Source organism: Sphingomonas sp. H160509, assembly GCF_024124765.2.
Lineage (GTDB): Bacteria > Pseudomonadota > Alphaproteobacteria > Sphingomonadales > Sphingomonadaceae > Sphingomonas.
In genome coordinates this window covers 800,486-817,030 of sequence record NZ_JAMXSR020000002.1, presented here as the reverse complement: position 1 = coordinate 817,030, position 16,545 = coordinate 800,486, and the positions used below count along the sequence as shown (strand labels likewise).

At 65.4% G+C, this 16,545-nt stretch carries 11 protein-coding genes and 6 pseudogenes; 8 read left to right on the top strand and 9 right to left on the bottom strand.

Going from position 1 to position 16,545, the window contains the following annotated elements:
* Window positions 1-37 precede the first annotated feature (37 nt).
* On the top strand, window positions 38-595 hold the full coding sequence (gene cobU / locus NHF48_RS05575) for a bifunctional adenosylcobinamide kinase/adenosylcobinamide-phosphate guanylyltransferase (protein ID WP_253070524.1): 558 nt from the start codon (window positions 38-40) through the stop codon (window positions 593-595).
* 324 nt (window positions 596-919) lie between these two features.
* Complete coding sequence (locus tag NHF48_RS05570) at window positions 920-1,657, top strand: Crp/Fnr family transcriptional regulator (protein WP_056058576.1); 738 nt, start codon at window positions 920-922, stop codon at window positions 1,655-1,657.
* A gap of 6 nt (window positions 1,658-1,663) precedes the next feature.
* Here the strand turns inward: NHF48_RS05570 and NHF48_RS05565 are convergent, their stop codons facing one another.
* The 5 genes and pseudogenes from NHF48_RS05565 to NHF48_RS05545 form a co-directional block, all read right to left on the bottom strand.
* A complete protein-coding gene (locus NHF48_RS05565) occupies window positions 1,664-1,882 on the bottom strand; it encodes a hypothetical protein (RefSeq protein ID WP_056058579.1) in 219 nt (72 codons plus the stop codon).
* Window positions 1,883-1,991: 109 nt separating this feature from the next.
* Window positions 1,992-3,008, bottom strand: coding sequence for an arginine N-succinyltransferase (locus NHF48_RS05560; RefSeq protein WP_253070523.1), 1,017 nt, complete (start codon window positions 3,006-3,008; stop codon window positions 1,992-1,994).
* Window positions 3,005-4,210 (bottom strand): hydrolase, encoded by a 1,206-nt coding sequence (locus NHF48_RS05555; RefSeq protein ID WP_253070522.1) that lies wholly within the window; start codon window positions 4,208-4,210, stop codon window positions 3,005-3,007. The genes NHF48_RS05560 and NHF48_RS05555 overlap by 4 nt, the downstream gene beginning before the upstream one ends.
* 41 nt (window positions 4,211-4,251) lie before the next feature.
* A complete protein-coding gene (locus NHF48_RS05550) occupies window positions 4,252-5,154 on the bottom strand; it encodes a DUF481 domain-containing protein (protein WP_253070521.1) in 903 nt (300 codons plus the stop codon).
* Window positions 5,155-5,193: 39 nt separating this feature from the next.
* A pseudogene (locus tag NHF48_RS05545) lies at window positions 5,194-5,688 on the bottom strand (RNA pyrophosphohydrolase).
* A 74-nt stretch (window positions 5,689-5,762) separates the two neighbouring features.
* Between NHF48_RS05545 and NHF48_RS05540 the strand changes: the two are divergent.
* The 3 genes and pseudogenes from NHF48_RS05540 (at window position 5,763) to NHF48_RS05530 (ending at window position 9,519) form a co-directional block, all read left to right on the top strand.
* Window positions 5,763-6,667 (top strand): annotated as a pseudogene (locus NHF48_RS05540) (histone deacetylase family protein).
* A gap of 33 nt (window positions 6,668-6,700) precedes the next feature.
* Window positions 6,701-8,064 (top strand): annotated as a pseudogene (locus NHF48_RS05535) (cryptochrome/photolyase family protein).
* A gap of 210 nt (window positions 8,065-8,274) precedes the next feature.
* Window positions 8,275-9,519: an SAM-dependent methyltransferase gene (locus NHF48_RS05530; RefSeq protein ID WP_253070520.1), complete on the top strand. Its 1,245-nt coding sequence runs from the start codon at window positions 8,275-8,277 to the stop codon at window positions 9,517-9,519.
* Window positions 9,520-9,600: 81 nt separating this feature from the next.
* Here NHF48_RS05530 and NHF48_RS05525 read toward each other — a convergent pair whose 3' ends face one another.
* Window positions 9,601-10,311 (bottom strand): SDR family NAD(P)-dependent oxidoreductase, encoded by a 711-nt coding sequence (locus NHF48_RS05525; RefSeq protein WP_253070519.1) that lies wholly within the window; start codon window positions 10,309-10,311, stop codon window positions 9,601-9,603.
* A gap of 16 nt (window positions 10,312-10,327) precedes the next feature.
* A pseudogene (gene purF / locus NHF48_RS05520) lies at window positions 10,328-11,786 on the bottom strand (amidophosphoribosyltransferase).
* 120 nt (window positions 11,787-11,906) lie between these two features.
* Between purF and hisI the strand changes: the two are divergent.
* The 3 genes and pseudogenes from hisI to NHF48_RS05505 all read left to right on the top strand — a co-directional run.
* A pseudogene (gene hisI / locus NHF48_RS05515) lies at window positions 11,907-12,245 on the top strand (phosphoribosyl-AMP cyclohydrolase); the annotation flags it as partial.
* A 539-nt stretch (window positions 12,246-12,784) separates the two neighbouring features.
* On the top strand, window positions 12,785-13,237 hold the full coding sequence (locus tag NHF48_RS05510; protein WP_446741109.1) for a MerR family transcriptional regulator: 453 nt from the start codon (window positions 12,785-12,787) through the stop codon (window positions 13,235-13,237).
* 3 nt (window positions 13,238-13,240) lie between these two features.
* A pseudogene (locus NHF48_RS05505) lies at window positions 13,241-15,044 on the top strand (acyl-CoA dehydrogenase C-terminal domain-containing protein).
* A gap of 206 nt (window positions 15,045-15,250) precedes the next feature.
* Here NHF48_RS05505 and NHF48_RS05500 read toward each other — a convergent pair.
* Window positions 15,251-16,138, bottom strand: a complete 888-nt coding sequence (locus NHF48_RS05500) for a cell wall hydrolase (RefSeq protein ID WP_253070518.1) — start codon at window positions 16,136-16,138, stop codon at window positions 15,251-15,253.
* A complete protein-coding gene (locus NHF48_RS05495; RefSeq protein WP_253070517.1) occupies window positions 16,089-16,541 on the bottom strand; it encodes a cell wall hydrolase in 453 nt (150 codons plus the stop codon). Before NHF48_RS05495 ends, NHF48_RS05500 begins: the two co-directional genes overlap by 50 nt.
* Window positions 16,542-16,545: the final 4 nt, after the last annotated feature.

Sequence of the window (16,545 nt, the reverse complement as noted above, 5' to 3'; positions counted from 1 at the left end):
TCCGGGCCCGTCGAGCAAGCGCGAAGGAAACGGTAGGATGCAATCGGTCGGGACGCCGTTCGGAAAAAGCCTGTTCGTACTGGGCGGCGCGCGTTCGGGGAAAAGCCGCCACGCGCAAGGCTTGGCCGAAGCCGCGGCGACGGACCACGCGACGCGGCTCGTCTATATCGCGACCGCGCAGGCATTCGACGGCGAGATGGAGGATCGGATCGCGCGCCATCGTGCCGACCGTGACGATCGGTGGCGGACCGTCGAGGCTCCGCTGGCGCTTGGCGAGGCACTGAAGAGCGAAGACGGCCCTGACGTCGTGATGCTGGTCGATTGCCTGACGCTGTGGGTGTCGAACCTGCTGCTGGCCGACGAGGCTGTCGCCGCGCGCGTGGACGATTTGGTTGAGATGATTGCCCGGTTGGAAGGCCGCGTCATCCTTGTGTCGAACGAAGTCGGATTGGGTATCGTCCCGGACAATGTGTTGGCCCGGCGTTTCCGGGATGCGGCAGGGTTGCTGCATCAGCGGATCGCCGCGGAGGTCGATTCCGTCGACATCGTCATGGCCGGGTTGGTCCAGCGCTGGAAGACCCCGAACGCGGATTAGAGATCTCAGAACGACTAGCGAACACCTTTTTCGCGATGAGCAAGTATTCGCCGTGCCCGGAAGCGATCATTTGTGTGATATAAAAAACTGATCTGGTTTTTAGTATCTCGAATTTCGGCAATATGATCGGCAGATCGTGAAACCGATATTTTTAATTTTATTTGCGCGACTCCAAAATTAATTGGAGCAGATCGGTCCACTCAAACATTAATTAAAACATTTCCGTTCGAGCTATGTTAAAAGAGCTTATCGCCAGCCGATTTTTGGGCCCTGACGACCGAGAGATGCATGTGCTCCCGCCCCGAATTTTGCGGGATTACTCTCATGGCTACGACGCTCAGCCCCTTGGCGCTGATGGTTCGGAAGTTGGAAACGCACGCTGTGCTGGACGACGGCGACCGCAAGGCGCTGCTCGCGCTGCCATATACCCTTCGCACGTTCGAGCCGTCCTCCTACCTCGTGCGCGAAGGCGATGCGCCGGATCAATGCGCGGTACTGTTGTCGGGGTTCGCGTATCGCCAGAAGCTGACCGGCGCGGGCATGCGGCAGATCGTGTCGCTGCACATTCCCGGTGAGCCGCTCGACTTCCAGCATCTGTTCCTCGACGTTGCGGACCACAACGTTCAGACGCTGACCCGCGCCGAGGTTGCGACGATCCCGCGGTCGGCGCTGCGCGAACTGGCGCGGAACCGTGCGGCCATCAGCAACGCGATCTTCGTCAATACGCTGGTCGAGGGATCGATATTTCGCGAATGGATACTCAATATCGGTCGCCGTGATGCGCGGTCGCGGCTGGCGCATTTCCTGTGCGAATTCGCGATCCGTCTCGACATGCAGGGGCTGACTGGCGCCGATGGCTATGAATTGCCGATGAGCCAGGAGCAGCTCGGCGACGCACTCGGATTGACGGCGGTGCATGTGAACCGCACGATAAAGTCGCTCGAGGCGGACGGTCTGATCGGTCGCAATCGTCGCCGGATCAGCTTTCCGCAATGGGATGCACTGCGTGAACTCGCAGACTTTTCGAGCCGCTACCTCCACCTCGCGCAACAGACCAGCTAGTCGCTTCTATCGTTGATGCGCGTGATCGACCGAATCGATGATCCGCCCCCCAGCCATGAAGACGGCGATCGGGCAGGCGGCGAACAACAGCCAGCCGCCATATCCGGGATATTGCTGGAGATAATGCATCCCGCGTTCGACCGCGCCAACGCCTAGGCCGTAGATGACGAGGAAGGCCTCGAACTTGGTCTTGATGATGAAGAGGCGAGCAAACCGGGTCCACATGGTGGACGTCTGAGCAAGATGCGTACCAGTGGCTGATATGCGCGATTCTGACGCTAGAAAATATGGTTACCTGTAAATTAACTCGACGTTTTACGTTGGATTGCGGCGGTCAGATGCGAGCGACGTGCGTGACCCGGTCGGCTTCGCCGACGCCCAACGACCGCGCGCAATCCTCGGCCAGCATAACGCCGTCCTCAGTCTCGCGGACCTTGCCGAACGCCGCGCGGAAGTCGGCGAGGTTGCCCGTCGCGACCAGGGCGTCTTTGCCGTCGTCGCCACCGATCCCGACCACGCTGCTCTCGCGCGCGTCGGCGATCGAGCGGACCTGATCGGTGCGGGCGGTCATCGTCGGGCCGCCGTCGAAGATGTCGACATAGTTCTCGAACGCGAACCCCTCGTTCTCGAGCATCCGCATCGCAGCGCGGCCCGAGGGATGCGGCAGGCCGATCGCGGCGCGCGCGGTTTCGGTCAGCATCGCGGTGTAGATCGGGTGCTTAGGCATCAAATCAGCAATGAACTGGTGCCCGTTGATGGCATTAAACTGGTCAGCGTCCTGGAAATTCATTCCGAAGAAGCGGCCTGCGAGGCCGTCCCAGAACGGCGAGCCGCCCGCTTCGTCGATGACGCCGCGCAGTTCGGCGAGGATCCGGTCGGCAAAACGCGCGCGGTGCATCTTGATGAAGAGGTAGCGGCTGCGCGCGAGCAACAGGCCGAGGCCGCCGGCGCGTTCGCCGGGATGAAGGAACAGCCCGCCGACTTCGCTCGCGCCTTCGAGATCGGTCGCGAGCGTCAGCATGTCGGCGCGGAAGGTGCGGTTCAGCTCACGGCTGTGCTGCGTGAGCTGGCCGATCCGGTAGCTGTAGAACGGGTAGCTCTGGCCGACCTGCGTGAAGATCTGGCAGGTGCCGCGGACTTCCTTCGTCTCGATGTTCTCGAGGATGAGTACGAACAGCTCGTCCTGGACCGGGCCGTCGGTGCGCGCGAAGGCCGCGTGGCTGCGTTCGAGCTTGGCGGTGAGCGCGCGACGATCGGGCGGCAAATTGGTGAAGCCGCCGCCGGTCAGCTTGGCCATCTCGTAAAGGTGCTGGAGGTCGTCGTCGACCGCGGCCCGGATCCTGAAGCTCACAAGCGGCCCTCCGCGATACGCAATATGGTGACCGCCGACAGCGCCGCACGTTCGGCGAGACTGTCGGGGATCATGAATTCGTCGGTCGAATGGATCGCGCCGCCGCGAACGCCCATCGTGTCGACGACCGGCACGCCGGCGGCGGCGATGTTGTTGCCGTCGCAGACGCCGCCGGTGGCTTTCCAGGCGATGTCGAGACCGAGGTCCGCGCCGGATGCCTTGACCAGATCGAACAGCCGCGCAGCGCCGTCGTCGATCGGCTTCGGCGGGCGGTTGAAGCTGCCATGGACCTCGATTCGGACGTCGTGCTCGGCAGCGACCATCGCGACCGCGGAGTCGATATGAGATTGCGCCCGCGCGATGTCGTCGAGCGTGGCGGGGCGGAAGTTGATGCGGAGGATGGCGAGTTCGGGGACGACGTTGTTCGGGCCACCGCCCTCGATCCGCGCCGGGTTCACCGCGAGACGGGGGCCGCGGACTTTCGACAAGCGCACCGCGATGTCGGCGGCTGCGACGAGCGCGTTGCGGCCGTCCTCGGGGTTGCGACCGGCGTGCGCGCTGCGACCGTGGACGATGATCGAGAAGTTGCCCGTGCCGCCGCGTGCGCCGGCGAGCGTGCCGTCGGCGAGCGCGGGTTCGTAGGTCAGCGCGGCGACCTTTCCGTGCGCGGCGCGAGCGAGCAGCGCGGCGGAGGAGAAGGAGCCGGTTTCCTCGTCCGAATTGATGACGACGTCATAGCCGATCCGCGCGGCGAGGGGGCTGGCGTCGACCGCCCGAAGCGCGGCAAGCATCACCGCCAGCCCGCCTTTCATGTCCGCGACGCCGGGGCCGTTCAGCCGGCCGTCATCGAGCCATTGCAGCGATTGGAACGCGTGATCGACCGGGTAGACCGTGTCCATATGGCCCGTGAACAGCATGCGGACGGGCGCGGCGGGCCGCACGACGAGGTGCAGGTGCTTGCCGTGCTCGATAGCAGAGACCACGCCGTCCGCGCCGACATTGTCGACGGGCGTCGGCTCGACAAGCGTGATCTCGCCCGGCAGGCTCGCGAACGCGTCGCCGAGCAATCCGGCCATCGTCGCCAGCCCGGCAAGGTTGCGCGTGCCGCTGTTGACGGCCGCCCATGCCTCGACCTGCGCCAGCATCGGTGTAGCGCCCGCCGTATCGACGGCATCGCGCTCTATCGGTGTAAGTCCCCTCATCACGCGACCCCTAGCGAAGCCGGGCGCACGTGGGAACAGCGTCAGAAGCTGTAGACCAGCGACGCGCGGCTGGTGGTGTCGGTCGAGACCGAGCCGACCGGCGGTTCGCTTTCATACTGGACGCTGTACGACAAAGCTGCGGACAGCGGCCCGATCAGCTTAGCGTTGAGCGACGTCGTGCCGCTGAGCGTGCTATTGTAGCGCTGGACATAGGCGGAGGCGACCTGGCTGATCGACAGGCCGCTCAGAATTCGCACGCTGAAATTCGCCGTGCCACGCGCGGCGATGCTGCTCTGCTCGGTATCGTCAGTAAATTCGGTGTAGCGATACGCTGGCCCGAGTTCGAGATCGAGCTTGGTCCCCGCGGTCTTGATGACGCTGTAGCCTGCACCGACCGACGTCGAGTAGCGGTTGAAATAGCCGAGGAACCGATCGCCTTCATATTGCGCGACGCCGTAGATATAGGCGCGGTCGTCGATCTTGTAGTTGGGTTCGTACGAGGCGAGATAATGCTCGCGCGTCGTGATGTTCTGGTTCGACTGATAGTCCGCCTGAGCGTGGAATTTCTGGCGCCAGCGAAGGCCTTCGCGGTTGAGGTCTAGCACCGCGGTGCCGCCGGCCGTGTCGGAATTGCCGGTGGTTAGATAGCCGCCGACTTCCGCCTTGCCGCTCCACAGATCGAGGAAGCTGGCCTGGCGGATCACCTGCGTACGTTGTGCCGCGCGGTCGGCTTTCCACTTTTCGGCGATCGCCAGCACCGCGTCGCCGCTGAGGGGATCGGCGGCGCGTGCGTATTTGGCGATCGTGTTGACGTCCGCTTCGTTCCCTGCCTCCAGCGCCGCGTCGAGCATCGCGCGGATCGTCTCGGGGATCATCACCGATTGCGGATCGGGCGCGTTCGCCAGCAGCAGCGGGGCGAGCAGAAGAGGGGCTAAGCGGCGCACAGCCGTTCCGTAACGGCAGCGTGACGGAATGGGAACTGCTCAGCGTGTCGAGGTTGCGCCGAGATGTGGCGCGAAGGCGGCGAGTACCTGTTCGTAAAGCGCCTTCTTGAACGGGACGATCAGCCGCGGCAGGTCGGCGGGATCGCTCCAGCGCCATGCACGGAACTCCTCGTGGTCGGTGGCGATGTTCACGTCCGCATCGGTGCCGAGGAAGCGGTACAGGAACCAGCGCTGCGTCTGGCCGCGCCATTTGCCCTTCCACACTTTGCCGAGCAGCTCGGGGGGAGGTCGTAGACGAACTCGCCGGGTGCTTCCGCGATGAGTTCGACGTGCTCGGGCATGACTCCGGTTTCCTCGCCAAGCTCGCGCAGTGCGGCGGCTTCGGCGTCCTCGCCAGGGTCGATCCCACCCTGCGGCATCTGCCATGCCTCCAGCGGCGAATCGTTGCGCTGGCCGACGAAGATCTTGCCGTCCGCGTTCATGAGAATGATGCCGGCGCAGGGGGCGGTAGGGCAGGGTCGAAACGTCGGTCAAAATAATCTCCGCAACGCAGGTGCTTGGGGCTCGGGCAACTTGGGGGTCGGCAGGCGCGCTCCTACCTACGGAGCATGATCCATGTCGTCCACCATCCCGACTATGTCACTCCAGCGCCGGCGCGGTCGACCTATCGCTGGAATAAGAATGGGCTAATCCGCGACCTGCTGCTCGAAAAGGGCGATGCGGTCGCGTGGCACCGGGCCGAGACGACGCCGACCGCGTGGTTGGAGGCGGTGCATGACGAGGATTATGTTGCCGAAGTTCTCCGTGCGGACGTGCCGAAGGAGAAGGAGCGACGGATCGGTTTTCCGGTGACCGCAGCGGTGGCGTCGCGCGCGGCGATCGTACCGCACGGGACTTGGCTCGCGGCGTGCCTCGCGCTGGAGCACGGGTTCGCGGCGAACACCGCGGGTGGGAGCCATCATGCGCTGGCTAATACAGGTGCGGGGTTCTGCGTGTTCAACGACTTGGCGGTAGCGGCGGCACGGCTGATCGACGAGGGGCGGGTGGCGCGCGTGCTCGTCGTCGATTGCGACGTGCATCAGGGCGACGGGACCGCAGCGCTACTTGCGGGGCGGCCGGAGATCGCGACCTATTCGATCCATGCGGAGAAGAACTTTCCGGTGCGGAAGGCGCGTTCGACGGTCGACGTGCCGTTGCCGGACAAGGTGGGCGACGAGGCGTATCTGGAGATGCTGGAGGCGACCCTGGTGCCTTTGCTCGACGAGTTCCGGCCCGAGTTGATCCTGTACCAGGCGGGGGGTTGACCCGTTCGAGGGCGATCGGCTTGGGCGGTTGGCGCTGACACTGGACGGTCTAGCGCGGCGGGAACGGCTCGTCGCTAGCCTCGCGATCAGGCGAGGTCTTCCGCTCGCGAGTACGGTCGGCGGGGGGCTACGGCGACGATGCGCTCGCGATCGCGGAGCGGCACGTGGCGGCAATCTTGACGCTGGGGGAAACTTTCGCAGCGGCGTGATGCTGGATCGCGGGTTGCTGCGTTGGGCAAGCGATGACGACACCTGTGCTTCTCTGGCTCCGCCAGGACCTCCGCCTTCACGATCACCCCGCGCTGATTGCCGCCGCGCATGCCGGGCCGGTGATCCCGGTCTATGTGCTCGACGACGACGCGCCGGGGAAATGGACAATGGGCGGCGCCCAGCGCTGGTGGCTGCACCACACGCTAGATTCGTTCGACAAGTCCTTGGCGGACAAGGGGTCGAAGCTGATCCTGCGACGCGGGGATGTGGTCGAGGTGCTGAAGGCGCTGATGGAGGAGACCGGTGCCGAGCAAGTCTATGCGATTCGGCATTACGAGCCGTGGTGGCGCAAGGCCGAGGCGGCGCTTGGCGATAGACTGTGCCTGCATGACGGCAACCACCTCGCTCGCGTCGAGGACGTGAGGACGGGATCGGGCGGGCAGTTCAAGGTGTATTCGTCGTTCTGGAAGGCGCTGAACCAGATGATGCCGCCGGGCGACCCCGAGCCTGCGCCGCGGACGATCCCCGCGCCGTCGAAATGGCCGAAGAGCGATACGCTGGCGGACTGGGATCTGCTGCCGACCAAGCCGGACTGGTCGGCGGGGTTCGGCGACTGGACGCCGGGCGAGGCGCAGGCGTTGGAGAACGCGAAAGCGATGGCGCCGATCGTCGAGGCGTATGACGTCGATCGCAACATGCCGTCGATCGAGGGCACTTCGCGCCTGTCGCCGCACCTGCATTTCGGCGAGATCTCGCCGCGTACGGTGTGGCATGCGGTCGATGGTCACGGCGACGCGACGACGTTCCGCAAGGAACTGGCGTGGCGCGATTTCACCGATGGCGTCGTGCTGACGATGCCGGACTACGGCGATACGAACGGCCGGCCCAAGTTCGACAAGCTGCCGTGGCGGTCGGGCAAGGACGCCGAGGCGGACCTGAAGGCGTGGCAGGAGGGCAAGACCGGCTATCCGATCGTCGATGCGGGGATGCGTCAGCTCTGGGCGACCGGGTGGATGCACAACCGCGTGCGGATGATCACGGCGAGTTTCCTGGTGAAGCATCTGCTGATCGACTGGCGCGAGGGCGAGCGCTGGTTCTGGGACTGCCTGGTCGATGCGGATTACGGGAATAATTCGGTGAACTGGCAATGGGTCTCGGGGACCGGGGTGGATTCTGAACATGTTCGGGCGGATCATGGCGCCGCTGACGCAGTCGGAGAAGTTCGATGCGGGGGGACTATATCCGCGAGTGGGTGCCGGAACTAGCGAAGGTGACCGGCGACGCGATCCATGATCCGGAGGAGTCCGGCTGCCGCCCTAAGGCGTACCCGGCGAAGGTCGTCGGACATCGCGAAGGCCGTGAGCGAGCGCTCGAGGCTGGGCGACACGCACGCTAGGGTCGCATCTGCTCCCCCTCCCTGGAAGGGGAGGGGGTTGGGGGTGGGTCGGGTTCCGCTCGGTCGACCGTCAGTGGCTCGAACCCGCCAAACCACCCCGGCCCCTCCCTTCCAGGGAGGGGAGTGCGTTGTGGCCTTGAATTACGTTCCAGCCGTTTCCGCGCGGACAACTCTTTCCTAGCCGCCGCCCGTGTTGCATGGAGCGCCGCGATGACCGCCGTTCCCGCTTTCGATGATGTGCCCGCCGCGCAGGTTTCCCCGGTTGCGCGCATCGTCGCGCCGGTGTTTCACCGTCTGCTCGACCGGATCGACGCGGGGCTGGAGACAGGCGGCATAGACGCGCACCTGCCCGACGGCACGCGACGGCTGATCGGCGGACGGGCTCCGGGGCCTTTGCCCGTCGTGACTTTGCACCGCTGGCGCGCGCTGGTCCGTCTGGCGACCGCGGGATCGGTCGGCTGGTACGAGGGCTGGGCGGCAGGCGACTGGTCGAGCCCGGACCCGGTACCGCTGTTCGACCTGTTCATGCGCAACCGGCGCTCGCTCGGGAGTTCGGCGCGGTCGGGTGGCGTGGTGCGGCTGGCAGCACGCGCGTGGCACCGGATGCGGCGGAACGACCTCACCGGATCGCGCAAGAACATTGCCGCGCATTACGACCTTGGGAACGACTTCTACGAGACGTGGCTCGACCAGAGCCTGACCTATTCGAGCGCCATATTCGCCGAGCCGTTCAACGATGCCGAACCGCATGAGGCGGCGCAGGGGACCAAGCTGCGTGCGATCCTCGACCGGACCGGGGCGCGGGCTGGTGATACGATCCCAGAGATCGGCTGTGGCTGGGGATCGTTCGCCGAGATGGCTGCGCGCGCGGGGGTCGGCGTGCACGCGCTGACGCTGTCGACCGAGCAGAAGCGGCAGGTCGACGAGCGGATCGCGGCGGCGGGGCTCGACGGGGTGCAGGTGGCGCTGACCGATTACCGCGACGTCACCGGCACCTATGACGCGGTCGCGAGCATCGAGATGGTCGAGGCGGTCGGCGAGGAATATTGGCCGGTGTATCTCGACGTCATCGCGCGGGCGTTGAAGCCCGGTGGCCGCGCGGCGTTGCAGTATATCTCGATCGACGATGCGATCTTCGATTCCTATTCGCGGAGTGTCGACTTCATCCAGCGCTACGTGTTTCCGGGCGGGATGCTGTTGTCGGAGCCGCGGTTTCGGGCGCTGGCAGAGGCGCGCGGGCTGGCGTGTGAAGACCGGCGCGGGTTCGGGCTGCATTATGCCGAGACGTTGCGGCGATGGCGGGGCGCGTTCGATGCCGCGGTTGCGGAAGGGCGGTTGCCGGCGCGGTTCGATGCGCGGTTCGTGGCGTTGTGGCGCTACTATCTGATGTATTGCGAGGGCGGGTTCCTCGGCGGTGGGATCGATGTCGCGCAGGTTACGCTAGTGAAGCGGTAGTGTTTTCCTGCGAACGCAGGAATCCAGGGTAACGGGCCGTGGCGATTGTGACCCTGGGCTCCTGCGTTCGCAGGAGAACGGTTAGCCGACCCGCTCGAAGTGACCAGCTTCGAAGCCTTCGATCGCCAGCGCGACGATGCGGTCGGCCACGACTGTCGGCTCCTTGACCGAGTTCGGGTCCTCGCCCGGATACGCCCGCGCCCGCATCTTGGTCCGCGTCGCGCCGGGATCGACGATCGCGGTGCGGATTGCGCTGATCTCGGCCATCTCGTCGCCGTACGCGCCGAGCAGCGTCTCGAACGCGGCTTTCGATGCGCCGTAAAGGCCCCAATACGCGCGAGGCTTGCGGCCAACGCTGGAGGTCACGCCGATCACTCTGGCCGATATGGCCTTCTTCAGCATCGTGTCGAACGCAGCGATTATGGCGGCCTGCGCGCTGACGTTGAGCGTCAGGACTTGCGCCATTTCCTTCGGGTCGATCGCCGGGACCGACGACAGCGAACCGAGCATGCCCGCGTTGAGGACGAGGATGTCGAGCGCATCCCAGCGATCGCCGATCGCCGTCGCCAGCCGGGCGATGGCTTCGCTCTCGGCAAGATCCAGCGGGGCGATCGTCGCGGAGCCGCCCGCCGCGTGGATCGTCGCCTCGACCTCTTCGAGGCCACCAGGCGTGCGCGCCGTCAGGACGACGTGCGCGCCCTTCGCCGCCAGCGCAATCGCGGTCGCGGCACCGATGCCGCGGCTGGCACCGGTGACTAGGGCCAGCCGGCCTTCGAGAGGCTTGTCCGTCATATCAGCTCCGGGATGATCAGATGACGCGTTCGGCGAGCATCGCGAACTGGTCGACTTCCGAGCCTTCGTCATGGTCGGTCAGCGTGGTCGGATAGTCGCCGGTGAAGCACGCATCGCAATATTTCGGGCGGACATCCGCGCGCTTCGCCTCGCCGAGCGCTTTGTAGAGCCCGTCGATCGAGATGAAGTTGAGGCTGTCGGCATGGATGAAGCCGGTCATGCCGCCGAGATCGAGCTTGGCCGCAAGCAGCTTCTCGCGCTCTGGCGTATCGACGCCGTAGAAGCATGAATGCCGCGTCGGCGGGCTGGCGATCCTCATGTGGACTTCGGCGGCACCTGCCTCGCGCATCATCTCCACGATCTTGAGCGAGGTCGTGCCGCGGACGATCGAGTCGTCGACGAGGATGACGCGCTTGCCCTTGATCAGCGCGCGGTTGGCGTTGTGCTTCAGCTTCACGCCGAGGTGGCGGACCTTGTCGCCGGGCGAGATGAACGTGCGGCCGACATAATGCGAGCGGATGATGCCGAGCTCGAACGGGATGCCCGATTGCTGGGCATAGCCGATCGCGGCCGGCGTGCCCGAATCGGGGACCGGGATGACGAGATCGGCATCGACCGGCGATCCGATCGCGAGCTGCGCGCCGATCGCTTTGCGGACGGAATAGATTGAGTGATCGTCGACGATCGAATCGGGGCGCGAGAAATACACCCATTCGAAGATGCACGGCCGCGCCGCCATCGGCGCGAATGGGCGGATCGAGCGAATCTCCGAACCCTGGACGATGACCAGTTCGCCGGGCTCGATCGCGCGGACAAAAGTGGCACCGACGACGTCGAGCGCGACCGTCTCCGACGCGAAGATCACCGCGTCGCCGAGCTTGCCCATGACGAGGGGGGCGTATGCCGAGCGGATCGCGGCAGGCGATCATGCCCTCGGGCGTCATCACGATCAGCGAATACGCGCCTTCGATTTGCTTCAGCGCATCGATGAAGCGGTCGAGCAGCGTGCGGTAGTTCGAGGTCGCGACGAGGTGAATGATCGTCTCGGTATCGCTGGTCGACTGGAAGATCGACCCGCGGCGGACGAGCTCGCGTCGCAGACGCATCGCATTCGAGATGTTGCCGTTATGCGCGATCGCGAAGCCGCCGGTCGACAACTCGGCATAGAGCGGCTGGACGTTGCGCAGCGCCGTCTCGCCGGTCGTCGAATAGCGGACATGGCCGCAGGCAACGGTGCCCGGCAGCGACCGGATAACGTCGTCGCGGTCGAAGTTCCCGGCGACGTGTCCCATCGCGCGGTGCGTGTGGAAATGCGCACCGTCGAAGGTCGTAATGCCGGCAGCTTCCTGCCCGCGGTGCTGCAACGCGTGCAGCCCCAAGGCTACGAGCGCGGCTGCGCCATCGGTGGCCGAAACGCCAAACACCCCGCATTCTTCGCGGAGTTTGTCGTCATCATAAGGGTTTGTCGTCAGCATGCCGGTTCTCACGTCGTGCGGAAGCTGCCCTATACGAGCGGATCGCCGGCTTGTCGCCTGTTTGTAATAACATTGCGCGTCGCTGGTCGCATCGCGGCGGGTTTCGGGTATATCTAGGCCATGACAAACAGCCGCGACACGGGCCTGACGCTCGATCCGAAATTCGATTCCGCCGGGCTCCTAACTGCGGTCGTCACCGATCGCGTATCGGGCGACGTGCTGATGGTCGCGCATATGAATGCGGAGGCGCTGGCGGAAACGCAGGCGACCGGCGAGGCGCATTTCTGGTCGCGGAGCCGGGAGAAGCTCTGGAAGAAGGGCGAGACGTCGGGGAACGTGCTGCGCGTCGCCGAGTTGCGGATCGACTGCGATCAGGATGCGGTATGGGTGATCGTCGATGCCGCGGGGCCGGCGTGCCATACCGGCGAGCGCACCTGCTTCTTCCGGCGGATCGAGGGGGGGCAAGCTGGTGCCGGCCGAATGAAGCGGGTTCTGCTGCTCGCGCTGATGCTCAGCGGGTGCGGGCGGGAGCCGGCGACTGCTGTGGCGGACAGCGCGGGGGCTCGGCTCGAAGCTGCGGCCGAGACGGCGGGGATCGTGCCCGACCCGAACGCGCCGCTGCAAGGATCTTGGGCGCGTGATACTGACCGGGTCTGCGTGGTTGGTACGGAAAAGACTGCCCGGATCGGCGTCAGCGTCGACTATGGCGAGGACCAGTCATGCGCCGGATCGGGAACCGTCGAGCGCTCGGGCGATGCGCTGAAACTCGCGTTCGGCGCCTGCAAGTTCGACGCGCGCTTCGACGGCGATCGGATCGTGTTTCCCGCCGAAGTCCCCGAAGCCTGCGAGTCCCTCTGCACCGGCCGCGCCTCGCTAGCGGCACTGACCGTCGACCGGCTCAGCGAATCGCGATCGGAGGCCGCGACGCTACGGTCGACTAAGGGAAAGTTGCTTTGCGGCAATTGACGTTGACGTAAACGAGAGTTATTTCTCCGGGGATGGCGACACAAGCATCCCCTCGAGTGCAGGCGACCCCGCAGTCCTACGCGGTGATCGAGCCGCGGCATGATCGCGAAAGTTTCACGATCTCCGATCTCTCCGCAGAGTTCGACGTCACCGCGCGAGCGCTGCGGTTCTACGAGGACGAGGGCCTGATCGCGCCCGAGCGTCGTGGCACGCAACGCATCTACTCGCACCGTGATCGCGCGCGTCTCGCCTGGATCCTGCGCGGCAAGCGCGTCGGGTTCAGCCTTGGCGAAATCCGCGAGATGATCGACCTCTACGATCTCGGCGATGGTCGCCGTGCGCAGCGCCAGGTCGTGATCGAGCGCAGCCAGGCGCGGATCGCGCTGCTCACCGCGCAGAAGCGCGACATCGATCTCGCGATCGACGAACTTACCAGTTTCGTGGCCCTCCTCGAAGTGAGCCGCGCCCAAGACAACCAAGGATAAACCATGCCCCAGTATACGCCCCCCGTCCGCGACACGCGTTTCGTCCTCGAGCATGTCGTCGGTCTCGATCGCTATAATAACCTCCCCGGCTTCGATGCGGCCTCGCCCGACGTCGTCGATGCGGTGCTCGAAGAGGGCGGCAAGTTCGTCGCCGAAGTGCTGTTCCCGCTCAACCTGTCGGGCGACCAGCAGGGCTGCACACGCCACGAGGACGGCTCGGTGACGACGCCGGACGGCTTCAAGGAAGCGTACAAGCAGTATGTCGAGAGCGGCTGGGCGACGCTCGGCAACCAGCCCGAATATGGCGGGCAGGGCAGCTCCGCACGTCGTGTCGACCGCGTTCCAGGAATACATGATCTCGTCGAACATGGCGTTCGCGATGTATCCGGGGCTCACGCACGGCGCGATCGCCGCGCTGATCGCCAAGGGTTCGGACGCGCAGAAGGCGATGTACGTGCCGAAGATGGTGTCGGGCGAATGGGGCGGGACGATGAACCTGACCGAGCCGCAGTGCGGCACCGATCTCGGCCTGATCCGTACCAAGGCCGAGCCGCAGGCGGATGGCTCGTACGCGATCACCGGCACGAAGATCTTTATCTCGTCTGGCGAGCATGACCTGACCGAGAACATCATCCACCTCGTTCTGGCGAAGACGCCGGGCGCGCCGGACAGCTCGAAGGGCATCTCGCTGTTCGTCGTGCCGAAGTTCCTCGTCGAGGAAGACGGTTCGCTCGGCGCGCGCAATGGCGTCACCTGCGGCTCGATCGAGCACAAGATGGGCATCCACGCGAACTCGACCTGCGTGATGAACTATGATTCGGCGACCGGCTGGCTGGTCGGCGAGGAGATGAAGGGCCTCGCCGCGATGTTCATCATGATGAACGCGGCGCGTCTCGGCGTCGGCCTCCAGGGGCTCGGCGTGGCCGAAGTCGCGTATCAGAACGCCGTCCAGTACGCGCACGACCGTCGCCAGGGTCGCGCGCTGACCGGGCCGAAGGAGCCGCAGGAGAAGGCGGACACGCTGTTCGTCCATCCCGACATCCGCCGCATGCTGATGGAGGGCAAGTCGCTGACCGAGGGCCTGCGCGCGCTGATCCTGTGGACCGCGCTCCAGGCCGATCTCGAGCATCATGCCGAGACCGAGGAAGAGCGCCAGGTCGCTGGCGACATCATCAGCCTGCTGACCCCGGTCATCAAGGGCTACGGCACGGACATGGGCTATGCGATCTCGACCAACGCGCAGCAGGTGTACGGCGGCCACGGCTACATCGCTGAGTGGGGCATGGAACAATATGTCCGCGATGCCCGGATCGCGATGATCTATGAAGGCACCAACGGCGTACAGGCGATGGACCTGGTCGGCCGCAAGCTCGCACAGAATGGCGGGCGCGGGATCCAGGCGTTCTTCAAGCTGGTGGCGGACGACGTCGCCGCGGCGAAGGCCGATCCGGCGACCGCAGCGTTCGCCGAGGCGCTCGAGAAGGCGAACGGCCAGCTTCAGGCGGCGACGATGTGGTTCATGGCGAACGGCATGAAGAACCCGGAGAACGTCGGCGCGGGTGCGGTCAGCTACATGCATCTGATGGGGATCGTCGCGGTCGGCACGATGTGGCTGCGGATGGCGGTCGCTGCGACCAAGCTGAAGGCGGCGGGCGAGGGTGAGACTGCGTTCCTCGACGCCAAGCTGGTGACGGCGCGGTTCTATGCCGAGCGGATCCTGCCGGATGCGGGTGCGCTGCGTCGGAAGATCGAGGGTGGCGCGGAGTCGCTGATGGCACTGCCGCCCGAGATGTTCATGGCGGCTTAATTGCGGGTGGGGCGGCTTGTCGGAGCGGTCCGCCGCCTGTCCTGAATAAGTGATACCAAACTCACCCGTTCGTCCCGAGTAGCGATCGAGCTTGTCGAGAGCGCGTATTGAAGGACTTGACCGTGCGGTGATTGTACCTCGATACGAGCCCTCGATACGCCCTGCGGGCTACTCGGTCTCTACTCGGCACGAACGGGGTTTGGCGGCTATTTGGGCCCAGCGGCGACTGGTGTCTGCGCAACCGTAGTCGTAGGAGGCGAAGTGGTTGCGGTGGGCTTGCGCCGTACGCCGTTCAGTTCGACCGTCGCGGGAACCGAGCCCGGCGGGGCAACAACCGGTACTGGCACCGCAGTCAACGTCGCCTGGACCTTCACGCACTGAGCGGGGTCGGCGCGCTTGAACTGGCGGCAGTTCCAGAGCGACTTCTCGTAGCCGCTGGCTCGATCCCGCAGATAACTGAAACTGAGCGCGGCGGTCTGGGCGGGTGCCAGCGGGAGCGATGTCGCCGCCTTGCTGCCGTCGGTCCACGCCATGTACCGGCAGAACTGCTTGTCTCCACACGCTTGAGCCGCAAGCGTAGTGAGTCCGTCGGCGGTCTGACCACGGGGCAGGGCCACGAGGATCGTATCGGCATCGACGGGCACCGCGGGAGCAGGTGTCGTTTCCGCAACGGGTCCGAACCCCATCGCGATCGACGCCTCCGCAAGCGCGGCATCCGCCTCAGCCAACGCAGCGCCGGTTTTGTGCGCATCCGACAACTCGGCGAGCTGCGCGATGACCGGCTCGACGGTCTCCGGGCGACGACCGAACGCAGGCGGGGTGCCCCACCAGCCCGACCAGCGGAAGAACAAATGTGTGTTCACCGCGGTGATCTTGTCCAGGCTCGACTGCCAGTACGGCACGACCCAGTCGGTATGGTAATGCGTGGCATAGCCGACCTGCTTGAACACCGCGCCGGACAACGAAGCGGCCGCGACTTCGCGTGCGCGGCGCCAAGCGTCGTCGGTCGGATGCCAGCGAGTTAGCGCGCCGTCGCAGCTGAAGCTAAACTGGCAGCCGGTCGAACGGTCCTGCCCCCTCGAACACCACGCCACACACGGTCTTCGGAAAGGCCGGGTGGCGCAGGCGGTTGAGCACGACCTGCGCCACCGCGCGTTCGCCAAGCGTGTCGTCGCCAGCCTCGTATAGGATACCCGCCGCCATGCAGTCCGTTGCGCGCGCCAGATCCTCCGGACCGCCGGCGAAGCGGAACGGCCGCGCTGCCGGATTCGGATCGGTCGAGAACGGCACGGTCGCATTGAACGCACGCGCATCTTCAGGGCTGAGATCGACGAACTTGACCGGCTCGACCTCGGGCACTTCGGCTTGCGGCACGACCCGGCCCGCGGGCAGCTTCACCCGCTTCGAGGCGTGGACGATCGTGGGCGGGTTGGCGACGACCAACGCAGGCCCGACGATCGCCAGCGCGGAGATGCCGATGAGAGTGGCGCGCAGCACGTTC

Excerpts from the sequence above, each read along its gene's own strand:
- NHF48_RS05555 (WP_253070522.1), bottom strand. The coding sequence starts at position 4,210 with ATGAGGGGACTTACACCGATAGAGCGCGATGCCGTCGATACGGCGGGC.
- NHF48_RS05525 (WP_253070519.1), bottom strand. The coding sequence starts at position 10,311 with ATGACGGACAAGCCTCTCGAAGGCCGGCTGGCCCTAGTCACCGGTGCC.
- cobU (WP_253070524.1), top strand. The coding sequence starts at position 38 with ATGCAATCGGTCGGGACGCCGTTCGGAAAAAGCCTGTTCGTACTGGGC.
- NHF48_RS05530 (WP_253070520.1), top strand. The coding sequence starts at position 8,275 with ATGACCGCCGTTCCCGCTTTCGATGATGTGCCCGCCGCGCAGGTTTCC.
- NHF48_RS05570 (WP_056058576.1), top strand. The coding sequence starts at position 920 with ATGGCTACGACGCTCAGCCCCTTGGCGCTGATGGTTCGGAAGTTGGAA.
- NHF48_RS05510 (WP_446741109.1), top strand. The coding sequence starts at position 12,785 with ATGGCGACACAAGCATCCCCTCGAGTGCAGGCGACCCCGCAGTCCTAC.
- NHF48_RS05565 (WP_056058579.1), bottom strand. The coding sequence starts at position 1,882 with ATGTGGACCCGGTTTGCTCGCCTCTTCATCATCAAGACCAAGTTCGAG.